Source organism: Agromyces hippuratus, assembly GCF_013410355.1.
In the GTDB taxonomy this organism is placed as follows: domain Bacteria; phylum Actinomycetota; class Actinomycetes; order Actinomycetales; family Microbacteriaceae; genus Agromyces; species Agromyces hippuratus.
The window spans coordinates 232,686-248,328 of the sequence record NZ_JACCFI010000001.1; the positions used below are offsets into that span (position 1 = coordinate 232,686).

Consider the following 15,643-nt stretch of genomic DNA (forward strand, 5'->3'; position numbering starts at 1 on the left):
TTCGTGCTTCGGCTCGATACGAGCCGCGCGGTCAGTTCGTGCCGCGCGCCTTGGCGATGCCGTTCATGAGGTGGTAGATCACGATGGCGGCGATCGTGCCGAGCGCGATGCCGTTGAACGAGACGCCGCCGACCGCGAACGTGAAGTCCGCGATGCCGATGATGAGGGCCGTGGCCGCCGTGAACTGGTTCACGGGCTTCGAGAAGTCGACCTTGTTGTCGAGCCAGATCTTCACGCCGATGATGCCGATGAGGCCGTAGAGCGCCGTCGTGACACCGCCGAGCACGCCGGCCGGGATCGTGTTGATGACCTCGCCGAACTTGGGGGAGAGGCCGAGCAGCACGGCGACGATGCCGGCGATCCAGTAGGCGGCGGTCGAGTAGATGCGCGTCGCGGCCATGACGCCGATGTTCTCGCCGTAGGTGGTGGTGCCCGAGCCGCCGAAGAAGCCGGCGATCGTCGTGGCGAGGCCGTCGGCGAAGAGCGCGCGTCCGGTCGACGCGTTGACCGAAGGGTCGGTCATCTGCGCGACGCCCTTGATGTGGCCGACGTTCTCGGCGATGAGCACGAGCACGACGGGCAGGAAGGCGGGGAGGAAGCCCCACACGGCGGCGTCGGCGAACGGGTTCGCGGGCAGGTGGAACGTCGGCAGGCCGATCCACGCGGCGTCCTCGATGCGCGCGAAGTCGATCTCGCCCTGGATCGCCGCGGCGATGTAGCCGATCACGACGCCGACGAGGATCGACATGCGACCGAGGATGCCGCGGAAGGCGACGCTCGCGATGATGACGGCGGCCAGCGTGATGAGCGCGGTCAGCGGGGCGAGCATGAAGTTGTTCTTCGCGGCGGGCGCCAGGTTGAAGCCGATGAGGGCGACGATCGCACCCGCGACGACGGGCGGCATGAGCACGTCGATCCAGCGCGTGCCGACCCACTGCACGAGCAGGCCCACGAGCGCGAGCAGCACGCCGACGACGACGATGCCGAAGAGCGCGGCGCCCATGGGGTCGCCGATGCCCTTCGCGCCCATCGCGGCGCTGATCGGCGCGATGAACGCGAACGAGGAGCCGAGGTAGCTCGGCACCCGGTTCTTCGTGATCACGAGGAAGAGGATGGTGCCGAGACCCGAGAAGAACAGCGTCGTCGCGGGCGGGAAGCCCGTGAGGATCGGTACGAGGAAGGTCGCTCCGAACATGGCGACGACGTGCTGGGCGCCGAGGCCGATCGTGCGGGGCCAGCTGAGGCGCTCACCGGGGGCGACGACTTCGCCGGGGTTGACGTTCTTGCCGTCGCCGTGGATGGTCCAGGGCAGAGTCATGCTGCTCCGTTTCATGGGAGTGGAAGGGTGGGGATCCATCCGATCGTATCGGGGGGATAGCCCCATACCGCGCGATTCCGCGGGTCCGTAGCGTGGAAGCACGCCCACAACGGGCATCCACGAACAGGAGACCAATCACATGACCACCGTCACCGACACCGCAACCCAGGCGCCGTTCGCGGAGCCGAACCCCTACGCCGCGCCGGCCGCGGAGACGAACGGGTTCAGCATCGCGAGCCTCGTGCTCGGCATCGTCTCCATCGTGGCGAGCTCCACCTTCTTCGTGCCGGTGGCCGGGCTCGTGCTCGGCATCCTGGCGCTGAAGCGCGAACCCGCGTCGCGCACCATGGCCATCTGGGGCATCGTGCTGAACGCCGTGATGCTCGCGGGCGCCGTGCTCTTCGGGCTCCTCGCGATCGTCTTCGGCCTCGCGATGCTGCCGTTCGCGTTCCTCTGAGCTCCCGCATGAGACGGGCCGCCTCCTTCGGGAGGCGGCCCGTCTCCGCGTTCACGGCGGCGGGGCGAGCGGATGCCGCGGCATCCGCTCAGGCGTAGAAGCCCCGCAGCAGCGCCTCGGTGCCCTCGAGGTGCTCGGCCATGGCGCTTGCAGCGTCGTCGGGGCTGCCCCGGAGGATCGCGCCGACGATCGCCCGGTGCTGCTCGTTCGAGTGCGCGATGTTCGGCGCGAGCAGGGGAATGCCGTCGAGCAGCTCGTTGACCCGCATGCGCACGTCGGCGACGAGGGGGATCACGCTCGGCGCCCCGAGCACCTCGGCGATCAGCAGGTGCAGGCGGGAGTCCGCCATGCGGTACTGCTCGCCCGCTGCGGCGCTGCACTCCTCGTAGGCCTGCCAGAGCCGCTCACGATCGTTGCCCGACAGCTCGCTCTCGGCGGCCCGCCGCGCGGCGCCGACCTCGATCACCGAGCGCAGCGCCAGCGTGTCCTCGAGCCGGCCGGAGGTCACGAACGGATCGTCGGCCGTGCCCGGCGACGCGGGGAGCGCCACGGGCAACTCGTCGGAGACGAAGGTGCCGCCGTAGCGTCCGCGGCGGGCCACGACCCACCCGGCCTCGGCGAGCGAGGCGATCGCCTCGCGCAGCGTGTCGCGGCTGACCTCGAGCATGGCGGCCAGCTCGCGTTCGGCGGGCAGCCGCTCGCCGGGGCCGATGAGCCCCAGCCGGATCGACTGCAGCAGCCGCTGCACCGTCTCCTCGAAGGCGTTGGCCGGTCGCGCCGGGGTGAGCAGCAGCCCGGCGCTCAGCACCTCGGCCGGTTCGGCCTGCTCGACCTGCTCGTCGTCCACCGCATCGCCCATGCTTCGAGCCTAGAGCGGCGTGACGTAGGCCGAGCTGATGCCGCCGTCGACGAGGAACGTCGAGCCGGTGATGAACGACGCGTCGTCGCTCGCGAGGAACGCCACCGCCGCCGCGAGCTCCTCGGGTTCGGCGAAGCGGCCCACGGGGATGTGCACGAGTCGGCGCTGGGCGCGCTCCTGGTCCTTCGCGAACAGCTCCTGCAGCAGCGGCGTGTTCACCGGCCCCGGGCAGAGCGCGTTCACGCGGATGCCCTGCCGGGCGAACTGCACGCCGAGCTCGCGGCTCATCGCGAGCACGCCGCCCTTCGACGCCGTGTACGAGATCTGCGAGGTCGCCGACCCGAGCACCGCCACGAACGACGCCGTGTTGATGATCGAGCCGCGCCCCTGCGCGACCATGTGACGCAGCGCCGCGCGCGAGCACAGGTAGACCGACTTCAGGTTGACGTCCTGCACCTTCTGCCAGGCGGGCAGCTCGGTCGTCTCGATCGAGTCGTCGTCGGGCGGCGAGATGCCCGCGTTGTTGAAGGCGATGTCGACCGACCCGTAAACGCGGGCGGCCTCGTCGAAGAGGTGGTCGACCTGGGCCTCGTCGGTGACGTCGACCTGCACGAACAGGCCGCCGACGAGTTCGGCGGCTGCCGGGCCGGTGGTGGCGTCCATGTCGCCGATGACGACGTGCGCGCCCTCGGCGGCGAGGCGCTTGGCCGTCGCGAGGCCGATGCCCGAGGCGCCGCCGGTGATCACGGCCACACGGCCGGCGAGGCGCTGGGTGAGGTCGATGCGTGGAAGGTCGGTCATGGTGCTCCTGTCGTAGGGTTCGGGTCGTCAGTCGACGGCGAGGAAGACGTTCTTGGTCTCGGTGAAGGCGAGGGGCGCGTCGGGGCCGAGCTCGCGGCCGAGGCCCGACTGCTTGAACCCGCCGAACGGCGTCGAGTAGCGCACCGAGGAGTGCGAGTTCACCGAGAGGTTGCCCGAGTCGATCGCCCGGGCGACGCGGATGCCGCGGCTCAGGTCGCGGGTCCAGATCGAGCCCGAGAGTCCGTACTCGCTCGCATTCGCGAAGCGCACCGCGTCGTCTTCGTCGTCGAACGGGAACACGGAGACGACGGGGCCGAAGATCTCCTCGCGAGCGGTGCGCGAGTCGCGCGCCGGCGTGAGCACCGTGGGCGGGAACCAGAAGCCCGGGCCGGTCGGGGCGGAGGCGCGGAACGCGAGCTCCGAGTCATCCGGAACGAAGGAGCGCACGCGGTCGAGGTGGGCGGCCGCGACGAGTGGGCCCATCTCGGTCGCCTCGTCGGCGGGATCGCCGACGCGAACGCCCGCGACCGCGGGTTCGAGCAGCTCCATGAAGCGCTCGTAGACGCTCCGCTCGACGAGGATGCGGCTGCGCGCGCAGCAGTCCTGGCCGGCGTTCTCGAAGACGCCGTACGGCGCGGTTGCGGCGGCGCGTTCGAGGTCGGCGTCGGCGAAGACGATGTTCGCGCTCTTGCCGCCGAGTTCGAGCGTGACGCGCTTCACCTGGTCGGCGCAGCCCGACATGATCTGCTTGCCGATCTCGGTCGAGCCGGTGAAGACGATCTTGCGCACGGTCTCGTTCGTCACGAAGCGCTGGCCGACGACCGATCCCTGGCCGGGGATCACCTGGAAGAGCCCGTCGGGCAGGCCCGCCTCGAGCCCGAGCTCGGCGAGGCGCATGCTCGTGAGCGGGGTCCACTCGGCGGGCTTCAGCACGACGGCGTTGCCGGCCGCGAGCGCGGGCGCGAAGCCCCAGGCCGCGATCGTCATGGGGAAGTTCCACGGCGTGATCACGCCGACGACGCCGAGCGGCTCCTGGAAGGTGACGTCGAGGCCGCCGGCCACGGGGATCTGACGGCCGAAGAGGCGTTCGGGCGAGGCGGAGTAGTACTCGAGCACGTCGCGCACGTGTCCGGCCTCCCACCGTGCCTGCGAGATCGGATGCCCCGAATTGCGCATCTCGATGACCGCGAGTTCCTCGACGGCACCGTCGACGGCGTCGGCGAATCGTCGGAGGAGGCGTGCACGATCGACGGGCGCGAGTCGGGCCCAGTCGCGCTGCGCGGCGGAGGCCCGGGCGATCGCCGCATCGGCGTCCTCGATCGAGGCGGCGGCGACCGTGGTCACGACGCTCTCGTCGGCGGGGTTGACGATCGTGTGGGTCACTGGGCGGTCCTTTCGGAGAGGGCGTTCGCCTCGGAGGCAGCGGTCGCGGAGCGTGCGGCGCGGTGCTCGCGCGCCGCGTCGACGAGTCCGGCGAAGAGCCGGCGGTCGGCGGCGTTCTCTTCGGGATGCCACTGCACCCCGATGCCGAACGGCACCGTCTCGAGCTCGACGGCCTCGATGACGCCGTCGTCGGTGCGGGCGGTGACCCGCAGGCCGTCGGCCACCTCGTCGAGCGCCTGGTGGTGGTAGACGTGGATCGGCAGGGGAGTCGCAACGTCGCCGAGCACGGCCGCGAGGCGCGAGTCGGGCTCGACGGTCGCCGCGGTCTCGCCGAACTGCGCGGGGCCCGGCTGGTACGCGTCGCTGCCGACGACCTCGGGCAGGTGCTGCACGAGCGTGCCGCCGAGCGCCACGTTCAGCATCTGCGCGCCGCGGCAGATGCCGAGGAACGGCAGCTCGAGGTCGATGGCCGCGGTCAGCAGGTGGTCCTCCCACTCGTCGCGATCGGTGCGCGGCGCGCCGGTGCGCTCGTGCGGCGCCTGGCCGTAGCGCGCGGGGTCGACGTCGGCGCCCCCCGAGACGATGAGCCCGTCGAGCGTGCCGAGCACGGCCCGCGCGATCGCGGGGTCGGCGGGCTGCGGCGGGAGCAGCACGGCGATGCCGCCCGCGTCGGTGACCGCGTCGATGTAGACCTTCGGCAGGAACGACGCGCGCACGTCCCACACCCCGGTCTGCGCCTGCTCGAGGTAGGTCGTGATGCCGATCACCGGTGCCGGTGCCGGTGCCGCGGCCGGCGCATCCGTCGTCGATTCAGAGTCGTTCGAAGCCACGCACCCGCTCCCAGTCCGTGACGGCCGCGTCGTAGGCGGCGAGCTCGATGCGTGCGTTGTTCAGGTAGTGCTCGATGACCTCGTCGCCGAACGCCTCGCGGGCGATCGCCGAGCCGGCGAAGAGCTCGGCCGACTCCCGCAGCGTCGCGGGCACGCGCGCCACGTCGCTCTCGTAGGCGTTGCCCTCGAACAGCTCGTCGAGCTCGAGTTCGCCGTCGATGCCGGCGAGACCCGCCGCGATGAGGGCGGCGACCGCGAGGTACTGGTTCACGTCACCGCCGGGCACGCGGTTCTCGACGCGCATGCCGAGGCCGCGTCCCACGACGCGCAGCGCGCAGGTGCGGTTGTCGAGACCCCAGGCGATCGCGGTCGGGGCGAAGCTGCCGGCCACGTAGCGCTTGTACGAATTGATGTTCGGCGCGGAGAAGAGCGTGAGTTCGCGCATCGCGGCCACCTGGCCCGCGAGGAACCGGCGGAAGAGGGTCGACATGCCGTGCGGGGCATCCGGGTCGCTGAAGACCGCCTCGCCGTTCTCGCCGCGCAGGGAGATGTGGATGTGGCAGCTGTTGCCCTCGCGCTCGTTGAACTTCGCCATGAAGGTCAGCGACTTGCCGTGCCGGTCGGCGATCTCCTTCGCCCCGTTCTTGTAGACGGAGTGGTTGTCGCACGTGCCGAGCGCATCCGTGTACCGGAATGCGATCTCCTGCTGGCCGAGGTTGCACTCGCCCTTCACGCCCTCGCAGTACATGCCCGCGCCGTCCATCGAGTTCCGGATGTCGCGGAGCAGGGGTTCCATGCGGGTCGACGCGAGCAGTGCGTAGTCGATGTTGTAGTCGCTGGCCGGCGTGAGCTCGCGGTAGCCCTTCTGCCAGGCGGCGCGGAACGAGTCGTCGAAGACGATGAACTCGAGCTCGGTGCCGACGAAGGCGGTGAGCCCGCGCTCGGCGAGTCGTTCGAGCTGCCGCTGCAGGATGCGCCGGGGCGAGGCCTCGACGGGGGTGCCGTCGAGCCACTGCAGGTCGGCCGTGACGAGCGCCGTCGCCTCGAGCCAGGGCGCCATGCGGAGCGTCGAGAAGTCGGGGATCATCGCCATGTCGCCGTAGCCGCGCTCCCAGCTCGACATGGCGTAGCCGTCGACGGTGTTCATGTCGACGTCGACGGCGAGCAGGTAGTTGCAGCACTCGGCGCCGTGCGCGGCGACGTCTTCGAGGAAGAGTCGCGCCGAGACGCGCTTGCCGACGAGCCGGCCCTGCATGTCGGTGAAGGCGACGATGACGGTGTCGACGTGGCCGTCGGCGACCGCACCGTGCAGGGCGTCGAGGGTGAGGTATCCGGTGGGTGCCGTCATCCGCTGACGCCTCCTCGAGTCGTGAATGGTCGGTGTGCCCGACCATTACATCACAGGCGCGACCGAACATGATCGTCGGATTCCCCGTCGTTCCGATGAGATTCATCGACATGCATTTCAAAAAGGTCTGTACGGGCAACCATTGGGCGCCCTATAGTTCAGGCCAACGCATCCCACCCCCCGCGCTGCTGCGGCCGCGCGCTTCGAGAGAGCAAGGGAACCGCCATGACCAAGGACACGCTGAAGGTGTCGGGAGTGAAGTACACGACCGCCGAGGCCGGGTACTTCGAGAAACGCAAGCTCACCCGCACGGCCGGGGTCTGGGGGCTCTGGGGCCTCGCCGTGGCGGCCGTCATCTCGGGCGACTTCTCGGGGTGGAACTTCGGCATCGACTTCGCCGGCTTCGGCGGCATGCTGATCGCCTTCGCGGTGCTCGTCGTCATGTACTACGGGCTCATCTTCTCGATCGGGGAGATGTCGTCGGCGATGCCGCACACGGGCGGCGCCTACTCCTTCTCCCGGGCCGCGATGGGGCCGTGGGGCGGCTTCGTGACCGGACTCGCCGAGACGATCGAGTACGTCGCGACCACCGCGGTGATCGTGTTCTTCTCCGGCTCCTACGCCGACGCGATCACGAGCGAACTGCTCGGGTTCTCGATGCCGCAGTGGGTGTGGTGGGTGATCCTCTACCTCGTCTTCATCGGCATCAACGCTGCCGGGGCGAGCATCTCGTTCAAGTTCGCGATCGTCGTCTCGATCATCTCGATCGCGATCCTGCTCGTCTTCAGCGCGATGGCGATCTTCTCGGGCCAGTTCTCGTGGGACAAGCTCTTCGACATCGTGCCCGACGCCGGGCAGACCGCCTTCCTGCCGCACGGCGTGCTGCCGATCCTCTTCGCGCTGCCGTTCGCGATGTGGTTCTTCCTCGGCATCGAGGAGCTGCCGCTCGCGGCAGAGGAGTCGAAGGACCCCGTCCGAGACATCCCGAAGGCCGGCCTGATCGCCCGTGCCACGCTCATCGTGACGGGCCTGCTCGTGCTGTTCCTCAACACCGGCGTCGTCGGGGCCGAGGCCACCGGCACGGCGGGCGAGCCGCTGCTCGACGGCTTCCGGGCCATCGTCGGCGACGAACTCGCCGCGGTGCTCGCGCTGTTCGCGCTCATCGGACTGCTCGCGTCGCTGCAGGGCATCATGTTCGCCTACGGGCGCAACATGTACTCGCTCTCGCGGGCCGGCTACTACCCGAAGTTCCTTTCCCTCACGGGCAAGCGCCAGACGCCGTGGGTCGCCCTCGTCGCAGGCGCGATCATCGGCTTCGTCGCGCTCGTCGTGCTCGACGTGCTCGCCCAGGTCGACGCCGAGGGCGCGGGCGCGGTCGCCGGCGCCATCGTGCTGAACATCGCCGTGTGGGGCGCGGTGCTCGCCTACCTGCTGCAGATGGTCGCGTTCGTGATCCTCCGCCGCAGATATCCGAACGCCAAGCGCCCCTACGTCAGCCCGTGGGGCGTGCCTGGGGCCGTGGTCGCCGCGCTGATCGCCGCGCTCATCTTCCTCGGCTTCCTGCTGAATCCGACGTTCGTGCCCGCGATCATCGCCATCGGCGTCGTCTACGCGGTGATGCTCGCGATCTTCGCGCTGTGGGGCCGGCACCGGCTGATCCTGTCGCCGGAAGAGGAGTACGCCGTGTCCGGGGGACTGCACGGCGACCCTCAGTCCGAGGGCTACGGCGGCGCCGTCGAGAGCGAACTGCTCGCCACCGACGGCGTCGACGAGACCGACCGGGTCTGATCGGAGCGGGCGGCGGGCGTGGGGGCGCCCGTCGTCGCCGAGCGGTGCCTCCTCCTGTGGTGTCGATCGGCACGTCGAAGGGCCCGGCCGCACACGGCCGGGCCCTTCGTCGCATTCGTCTCGTCGCACCGGCGGCGATAGGCTCGTTGACGAGTACGAGCGCGGCGACCCCGCGCAGACCCCAGGCGATGGAGCCGGCTGCGGGGGCGTCGACACCCTCGACGTCCACTCGCGCACGACTCCGTGGAGGAAGACATGCACGAGCCCGAGTCCACCGACGACACGTACACCGATCCGACGCTCGTCGGCAACGGTGTGCAGCCGCCGACCCGCACCGAGACCGACTCGCTCGGCTCGGTCGAGGTTCCCGCCGACGCCTACTGGGGTGTGCACACCATGCGTGCGCTCGAGAACTTCCCGATCTCGAAGCGCCCGATCTCGGTCTATCCCGACCTCGTCGTGGCGCTCGCCTCGGTCAAGCAGGCTGCCGCCCGCGCCAATCGCGAGGTCGGCGTGCTCACCGACCGGAAGGCCGCGTTGATCGACGAGGCCTGCCAGCGCATCATCGACGGCGAGCATCACGAGCAGTTCGTGGTCGGCGTCATCCAGGGCGGCGCGGGCACCTCGACGAACATGAACGCCAACGAGGTCATCGCGAACCTCGCGCTCGAGATCGCCGGGTTCCCCAAGGGCCGTTACGACGTGCTGCACCCGATCGACGACGTCAACCGCAGCCAGTCGACGAACGACACCTACCCGACCGCGGTCAAGCTCGCGATGACGTTCTCGCTCACGTCGATGATGCGCGAACTCGACCTGCTGCGCGTCTCGTTCGGCCGCAAGGGCCAGGAGTTCCACGAGGTGCTGAAGGTGGGCCGCACCCAGCTGCAGGACGCCGTGCCGATGACTCTGGGCCAGGAGTTCCACAGCTTCGCGACGACGCTCGGCGAAGACTACGAGCGGTTGAACGAGACCATCAAGCTCCTCTCCGAGGTGAACCTCGGTGCCACCGCGATCGGCACGGGCATCACGGCCGACCCCGGCTACGCTGCGGCCGCCGTGCGCCACCTCAGCGCGATCACTGGGCTCCGCCTCGAGTCGGCACCCGACCTTATCGAGGCGACGAGCGACACCGGCGTGTTCATGACGTTCTCGAGCGCACTCAAGCGCAGCGCGATCAAGCTCTCGAAGATCTGCAACGACCTGCGCCTGCTCTCGTCGGGCCCGCAGGCGGGGTTCGGCGAGATCAACCTGCCGCCGCGGCAGGCGGGCTCGAGCATCATGCCCGGCAAGGTCAACCCGGTGATCCCCGAGGCCGTCAGCCAGGTCGCCTACGCGGTCGCCGGAGCCGACGTCACGGTCATGATGGCGGCCGAGAGCGGCCAGTTGCAGCTGAACGCCTTCGAACCGGTCATCGCCCACTCGCTCCTGCAGTCGATCACGTGGATGCGCCAGGCCTGCTGGACCCTCCGAGTCAACTGCGTCGACGGCATCACGGCCAACGTCGACCGGCTCGAGGCGATGGTCGCCTCGAGCGTCGGCGTGATCACCGCGCTCATCCCGTTCATCGGCTACACCGAGGCATCCAACATCGCCAAGCTCGCATTGAAGACGGGCCGGCCCGTCGCCGACCTCGTGGTCGAGGCCGGACTCATGAGCCGCGAGGCCGTGATGGCGCAGCTGCAGCCCTCGAAGCTCTCGGGCATCCGCCCGATCACGATGGCCATCCCGCTCATCGACCTGCAGGGCGAGCCCTCGGAGTGAGGCTCGCCGTCGGTGCCGCGGCCGCGAGGCGGCGGCACCGCTCGGGTCAGATGACCCGGCAGTGCGTCGTCAGCGAGCCGATGCCCTCGATGGTCACGGTGACGGTCGAGCCGTCGCGCAGGAACACCGGGGGCTTGCGGGAGTAGCCCGCGCCGCCGGGGCTGCCGGTCGAGATGAGAGTGCCCGGGGGGATCGTCGCCGAACGCGAGAGCAGCGAGATGATCTCGGCGACGCTGCGCACCATCTCGTTCGTCGAGGCGTCCTGCATGATGCTGCCGTCGAGGTTCGTGGTGAGCCAGAGGTTCTGCGGGTCGGGGATCTCGTCGGCCGTGACGACCACCGGGCCGGTGGGGGTGAAGCCGTCGAACGACTTGCAGCGCGACCACTGGGCCTCGCTGAACTGGATGTCGCGAGCCGTGATGTCGTTGACGACGGTGTAGCCCCACACGTAGTCGAGGGCGTCGCGCACGTGCACGCCGCGGGCCGGGCGGCCGATGATGACGCCGAGTTCGGCCTCGTAGTCGACCTGGGTCGTGAGGTCTTCGGGCCACGTCGTCGTCGCGCCGTGCGCCGTGAGCGAGTTCGGCCAGAGCGAGAAGATCGTCATCGCGGTCTCGGAGCGCAGCTTCAGTTCCGAGGCGTGCGCCGCGTAGTTCGCGCCGATCGCGATGACCTGAGCGGGGCGCAGCACCGCCGAGGAGTGCCGCAGCGCCGCCACCGGCGTCAGCTCGGCGCCCAGCGAGACGGCCGTGTCGACGACCTCGCGCACCTCGGCGAGGCCCTCGGGGCCCCGTTCGATGAGGTCTTGCAGGTCGCGCGGCGGCCGCTCCATGAACTCGTCGAGGAACAGCGCCGCGTCCGCGATCACCGCCGCGAGCCGAGGGGTCGTCTGGCCTTCGGCTCTCAGGTGCGCGAACTTCACTGCTTCAGGCTATCGGGCGGCACGGCGAACCGGCTGTGCACGATGTACAACGAACACAGCCGGATGCACCGCCACGTCGACAAATCGAGCGGGATGCCGCGTCAGCTGCCGGCCGGGCGGAGGCGCAACTCCTGCATGCCGCCGTCGACGGCGAGTTCGACGCCGGTGGTCGAGCCCGACGCGGGGCTCGCGAGGTATGCGACCGCGCCGGCGACCTCGTCGGCCTTCACCAGGCGGCCGTGCGGCTGACGCGCCTCGAGGGCGGCGCGCTCGGCTGCGGGGTCTGCTGCCGATGCCAGCAGGCGGCCGATCCACGGCGTGTCGGCGGTGCCGGGGTTCACGGCGTTCACCCGGATGCCCTCGCGCAGGTGGTCGGCGGCCATGGCGCGCGTGAGCGCGGCGACCGCGCCCTTGCTCGCACTGTAGAGCGCGCGCTGGGGGAGCCCGGCGGTCGCCGCGATGGAGGCGGTGTTGACGATCGACGCCGCAGGGGAGTTCCGCAGGTGGGGGAGTGCCGCGCGGGCGACGCGCATCATGCCCAGCACGTTGATGTCGAACACCTTGTGCCACTCCTCGTCGGGGTTCGACTCGATCGTGCCCTGGGCGCCGATGCCGGCGTTGTTCACGACGATGTCGATGCGGCCGAGTTCGGCCGCGACGCGGTCGACGCCCGCACGCACGCTGGCGTCGTCGGCCACGTCGACCGCGATCGCGAGATCGGCGTGCGCCGCGGCATCCGGTTGCAGGTCGAAGACGGCGACACGGGCGCCGCCCTGCTGGAGGCGGTCGGCGATCGCGGCGCCGATGCCCGAGGCCCCGCCGGTGACGATCGCGACGAGGCCGGTGAATTCGTTGCTCATGGGTGATCCTTCTGCGTGGGGTCGATCGGGTCAGGCGGAGACGTACTGCTGGCGCTGGCTGCCGAGACCCTCGATGTCGAGTTCGACGACGTCGCCCACGGCGAGGTAGGGGAACCGGCCTGACAGGGCGACGCCCTCGGGGGTGCCGGTGAGCACGAGGTCGCCGGGCTCGAGCACGAGGTACTGGCTGAGCGTCCAGACGATCGTGTCGATGTCGAAGATGAGGTCGCCCGTACGCGAGTCCTGGCGCGGCTCGCCGTTGACGAAGCTGCGCAGGCGCACGTCGTCGGCGTTCAGCTCGTCGTTCGTGGCGAGCCACGGCCCCGTCGGGCAGAAGCCCGGAGCGCTCTTGCCCTTCGACCACTGGCCGCCCGAGACCGCGATCTGCCAGTCGCGCTCGGAGAGGTCGTTGGCCATCACGAAGCCGGCGATGTGGGCGCGGGCGTCGGCGGGGGAGTCGAGGTAGCTCGCACGGCGACCGATGACGATGCCGAGCTCGACCTCCCAGTCGGTCTCCTCGCTGCCGCGGGGGATCGCGACGTCGTCGAAGGGGCCGACGACGGTGTTCGGGGACTTCATGAACATGACGATCTGCTCGGGCGGCTGGGAGCCCGACTCGGCGGCGTGGGCGGCGTAGTTCATGCCGATGCAGTAGACCGCCGAGGGGCGGGCGATCGGTGCGCCGATGCGGAGGCTCGCGGCGTCCGGAAGCTCGGGGAGCTCGCCGGAGGCGATCGCAGCGCGGGCGCGCTCGACGCCCTCGCCGCTCAGGAAGGCGCCGTCGACGTCGGCGGTGATCGATCGCAGGTCGAGGGTGCGATCGCCGTCGAGGACGACGGGGATCTCGGTGCCGACGTTGCCGAGGCGGGCGAATCTCATGCTGTGCTCTTTCTGAAGTCTGATCGTTCCGACGAATTCGCAGGTACTTCGCCGATTCTGGCACATTTCGTCGAGATTGACACCTATACATCCGATGTTTAGGATCGAACCTGTCACGAAAGGACCCCATGACCGCAATCATCGCCGTCGACACCCACGACATCCGATTCCCGACCTCGCTCGCACTCGACGGGTCGGACGCGATGAACCCCGACCCCGACTACTCGGCGGCCTACGTGGTGATCCGGACCGACGCCGAAGACGGCCTCGAAGGGCACGCGTTCGTCTTCACGATCGGTCGCGGCAACGACGTCGAGGTCGCTGCACTCGAGGCGCTCCGGGGCCACCTCGTCGGCCGCGACGTCGAGGAGCTGCTCGGCGACATGGGCGCTGCATCGCGCATGCTGCTGCACGACTCGCAGCTGCGCTGGCTCGGCCCCGAGAAGGGCGTCATGCACATGGCCATCGGCGCGGTCGTGAACGCGCTGTGGGACCTCCGTGCGAAGCGCGCCGGCCAGCCGTTGTGGCTCCACCTCGCGAGCCTGAGCCCCGAAGAGATCGTCTCGCTCGTCGACTTCCGCTACCTCACCGACGCGCTCACGCCCGAAGAGGCGCTCGAGATCCTCCGCGCAGCGGAGCCCGGCCGCGCAGAGCGCGTCGCGCGCCTGCAGGAGACCGGCTACCCCGCGTACACGACGAGTCCCGGCTGGCTCGGCTACTCCGACGAGAAGCTCGAGCGCCTCTGCCGGGAGGCGGTCGCCGACGGCTTCCCGCAGATCAAGCTGAAGGTCGGCGCCGACCTCGACGACGACATCCGCCGCCTCGCCATCGCGCGCAAGACGGTCGGTCCCGACTTCCCGATCGCGATCGACGCGAACCAGCGCTGGGACGTCGCCGACGCCATCCGCTGGGTGAATGCGCTCGCGCAGTTCGACCTCGCGTGGATCGAGGAGCCGACGAGTCCCGACGACATCCTCGGACATGCCGCGATCGCCCGTGGCGTCGCGCCGATCCGCGTGGCGACGGGCGAGCACGTGCAGAACCGCGTCGTCTTCAAGCAGTTGCTGCAGGCCGGTGGCATGGACGTCATGCAGATCGACGCCACCCGCGTCGGCGGCGTCAACGAGAACATCGCGAACCTGCTGCTCGCGGCGAAGTTCGGCGTTCCGGTCTGCCCGCACGCCGGCGGCGTCGGACTCTGCGAGGCCGTGCAGCACCTCTCGATGTTCGACTACGTGGCCGTCTCCGGCACGATGGACGGGCGCATGGTCGAGTACGTCGACCACCTGCACGAGCACTTCGTGACCCCGACGGTCGTGGAGCACGGTCGATACCTGGCTCCGAGCGCTCCCGGCGCGGGCACCGAGATGTTCCCGGCATCCGTCGCGGAGTTCACGTGGCGCGAGCCGCAAGCGGTCGCCCGATGAGCCGGTCGGCGTCGCCCGTCGACCTCGGGCCGCTCGGCTTCGGCAGCGCATCGATCGGCAACCTCTACCGCGAGGTCGACGAGGACCGGGCGCGGAGTGCCCTCGAGGCGGCGTGGGACGGCGGCATCCGCTACTTCGACACGGCCCCGCACTACGGCCTCGGCCTCTCCGAGCGCCGCCTCGGCGCGTTCCTGCGTGAGCGGCCGCGCGACGAGTTCGTCGTCTCGACGAAGGTCGGCCGCCTGCTGGCGCCGAACCCCGACTTCGCCGGCGGCCGCGACCTCGCCGACGGGTTCGACGTGCCCGACGACCACGTGCGGGTCTACGACCCGAGCCTGTCCGGCGTGCGGCGCAGCCTCGAGGCATCCCTCGAGCGCATGGGCCTCGACCGCATCGACGTGCTGTTCCTGCACGACCCCGACGTCTACGACCTCGAGCGGGGGCTTGCCGAGGGCCTGCCGGCACTCGCCACCCTGCGCGACGAGGGCCTCGTGCGGCAGATCGGCGTCGGCGTCAACCACGCGGATGTCGCGGCGCGCGCGGTGCGCGAGGGCGACCTCGACCTCGTGATGATCGCGGGGCGGTACACGCTGCTCGAGCAGCCGGCGCTCGTCGAGCTGTTCCCGGCGTGCGAGGAGCGCGGCGTGCGCATCGTCGACGCCGCCGTGTTCAACTCCGGCCTGCTCGCGACGGCGACGCCGCGCCGTGACGCGACGTACGACTACGGCGCCGTGCCCGACACCGTCTTCGAGCGCGCGCAGGCGCTCGCGGCGACGTGCGCGGAGTTCGGCGTCGAACTGCCTGCGGCGGCGCTGCAGTACCCGCTGCGGCACCCGCTCGTGGCCACCGTCGTCGTCGGCACCTCGCGTCCCGATGCCGTGCGGCAGAACGTGGCGAACATGGCGGCCGCGATCCCCGACGAGCTCTGGAGCGCGCTCGAGGAGCGCGGGCTCATCCCTGCCTGAGCCGACGACCGCGACCGGATCGACGACCGCGACCGGATCGAC

Annotated in this window: 14 protein-coding genes; 5 read left to right on the forward strand and 9 right to left on the reverse strand. The window is 70.2% G+C overall.

The genetic code is table 11. From position 1 onward, the window contains the following. Positions 1 to 31: 31 nt before the first annotated feature. Positions 32 to 1,318 carry a uracil-xanthine permease family protein gene (locus BJY17_RS01040; protein WP_179549734.1) on the reverse strand — a complete coding sequence of 429 codons (1,287 nt, stop codon included), beginning with the start codon at positions 1,316 to 1,318 and terminating at the stop codon, positions 32 to 34. Positions 1,319 to 1,457: 139 nt separating this feature from the next. Here BJY17_RS01040 and BJY17_RS01045 point away from each other — a divergent pair, with 139 nt between their 5' ends. Beyond that, positions 1,458 to 1,775 carry a DUF4190 domain-containing protein gene (locus BJY17_RS01045; RefSeq protein WP_218889833.1) on the forward strand — a complete coding sequence of 106 codons (318 nt, stop codon included), beginning with the start codon at positions 1,458 to 1,460 and terminating at the stop codon, positions 1,773 to 1,775. 88 nt (positions 1,776 to 1,863) lie between these two features. Here the strand turns inward: BJY17_RS01045 and BJY17_RS01050 are convergent, their stop codons facing one another. The 5 genes from BJY17_RS01050 to BJY17_RS01070 are packed head-to-tail and all read right to left on the reverse strand — an operon-like array spanning position 1,864 to position 6,996. After that, on the reverse strand, positions 1,864 to 2,634 hold the full coding sequence (locus BJY17_RS01050) for a FadR/GntR family transcriptional regulator (protein ID WP_179549735.1): 771 nt from the start codon (positions 2,632 to 2,634) through the stop codon (positions 1,864 to 1,866). A 9-nt stretch (positions 2,635 to 2,643) separates the two neighbouring features. Continuing rightward, on the reverse strand, positions 2,644 to 3,435 hold the full coding sequence (locus BJY17_RS01055; protein ID WP_179549736.1) for a 3-oxoacyl-ACP reductase: 792 nt from the start codon (positions 3,433 to 3,435) through the stop codon (positions 2,644 to 2,646). 27 nt (positions 3,436 to 3,462) lie between these two features. Then, positions 3,463 to 4,818 carry an aldehyde dehydrogenase family protein gene (locus BJY17_RS01060; protein ID WP_179549737.1) on the reverse strand — a complete coding sequence of 452 codons (1,356 nt, stop codon included), beginning with the start codon at positions 4,816 to 4,818 and terminating at the stop codon, positions 3,463 to 3,465. Then, entirely contained in the window at positions 4,815 to 5,648 is an 834-nt protein-coding gene (locus tag BJY17_RS01065) for a gamma-glutamyl-gamma-aminobutyrate hydrolase family protein (RefSeq protein ID WP_179549738.1), read from the reverse strand. The genes BJY17_RS01060 and BJY17_RS01065 overlap by 4 nt, the downstream gene beginning before the upstream one ends. Further along, positions 5,629 to 6,996: a glutamine synthetase family protein gene (locus tag BJY17_RS01070; RefSeq protein WP_179549739.1), complete on the reverse strand. Its 1,368-nt coding sequence runs from the start codon at positions 6,994 to 6,996 to the stop codon at positions 5,629 to 5,631. Before BJY17_RS01070 ends, BJY17_RS01065 begins: the two co-directional genes overlap by 20 nt. Before the next feature lie 225 nt (positions 6,997 to 7,221). Between BJY17_RS01070 and BJY17_RS01075 the strand changes: the two genes are divergently transcribed. Continuing rightward, positions 7,222 to 8,784, forward strand: a complete 1,563-nt coding sequence (locus tag BJY17_RS01075; RefSeq protein WP_179549740.1) for an amino acid permease — start codon at positions 7,222 to 7,224, stop codon at positions 8,782 to 8,784. Between the two features lie 255 nt (positions 8,785 to 9,039). Next, positions 9,040 to 10,548, forward strand: a complete 1,509-nt coding sequence (locus tag BJY17_RS01080) for an aspartate ammonia-lyase (protein WP_179549741.1) — start codon at positions 9,040 to 9,042, stop codon at positions 10,546 to 10,548. A gap of 46 nt (positions 10,549 to 10,594) precedes the next feature. On the opposite strand, the gene BJY17_RS01085 is transcribed toward BJY17_RS01080, so the two are convergent. From BJY17_RS01085 to BJY17_RS01095, 3 genes are all read right to left on the reverse strand, one after another. Then, positions 10,595 to 11,470: a fumarylacetoacetate hydrolase family protein gene (locus BJY17_RS01085; RefSeq protein ID WP_179549742.1), complete on the reverse strand. Its 876-nt coding sequence runs from the start codon at positions 11,468 to 11,470 to the stop codon at positions 10,595 to 10,597. A gap of 101 nt (positions 11,471 to 11,571) precedes the next feature. Continuing rightward, positions 11,572 to 12,330 carry an SDR family NAD(P)-dependent oxidoreductase gene (locus BJY17_RS01090; RefSeq protein WP_179549743.1) on the reverse strand — a complete coding sequence of 253 codons (759 nt, stop codon included), beginning with the start codon at positions 12,328 to 12,330 and terminating at the stop codon, positions 11,572 to 11,574. 30 nt (positions 12,331 to 12,360) lie between these two features. Next, on the reverse strand, positions 12,361 to 13,209 hold the full coding sequence (locus tag BJY17_RS01095; protein ID WP_179549744.1) for a fumarylacetoacetate hydrolase family protein: 849 nt from the start codon (positions 13,207 to 13,209) through the stop codon (positions 12,361 to 12,363). A gap of 128 nt (positions 13,210 to 13,337) precedes the next feature. Between BJY17_RS01095 and BJY17_RS01100 the strand changes: the two genes are divergently transcribed. Together BJY17_RS01100 and BJY17_RS01105 are read left to right on the forward strand one after the other, a co-directional pair. Continuing rightward, positions 13,338 to 14,636 (forward strand): L-fuconate dehydratase, encoded by a 1,299-nt coding sequence (locus tag BJY17_RS01100; RefSeq protein WP_179549745.1) that lies wholly within the window; start codon positions 13,338 to 13,340, stop codon positions 14,634 to 14,636. Then, the gene (locus tag BJY17_RS01105) at positions 14,633 to 15,601 is read left to right on the forward strand and encodes an aldo/keto reductase (RefSeq protein WP_179549746.1); all 969 of its coding nucleotides are present in this window, start codon (positions 14,633 to 14,635) and stop codon (positions 15,599 to 15,601) included. The genes BJY17_RS01100 and BJY17_RS01105 overlap by 4 nt, the downstream gene beginning before the upstream one ends. Positions 15,602 to 15,643: the final 42 nt, after the last annotated feature.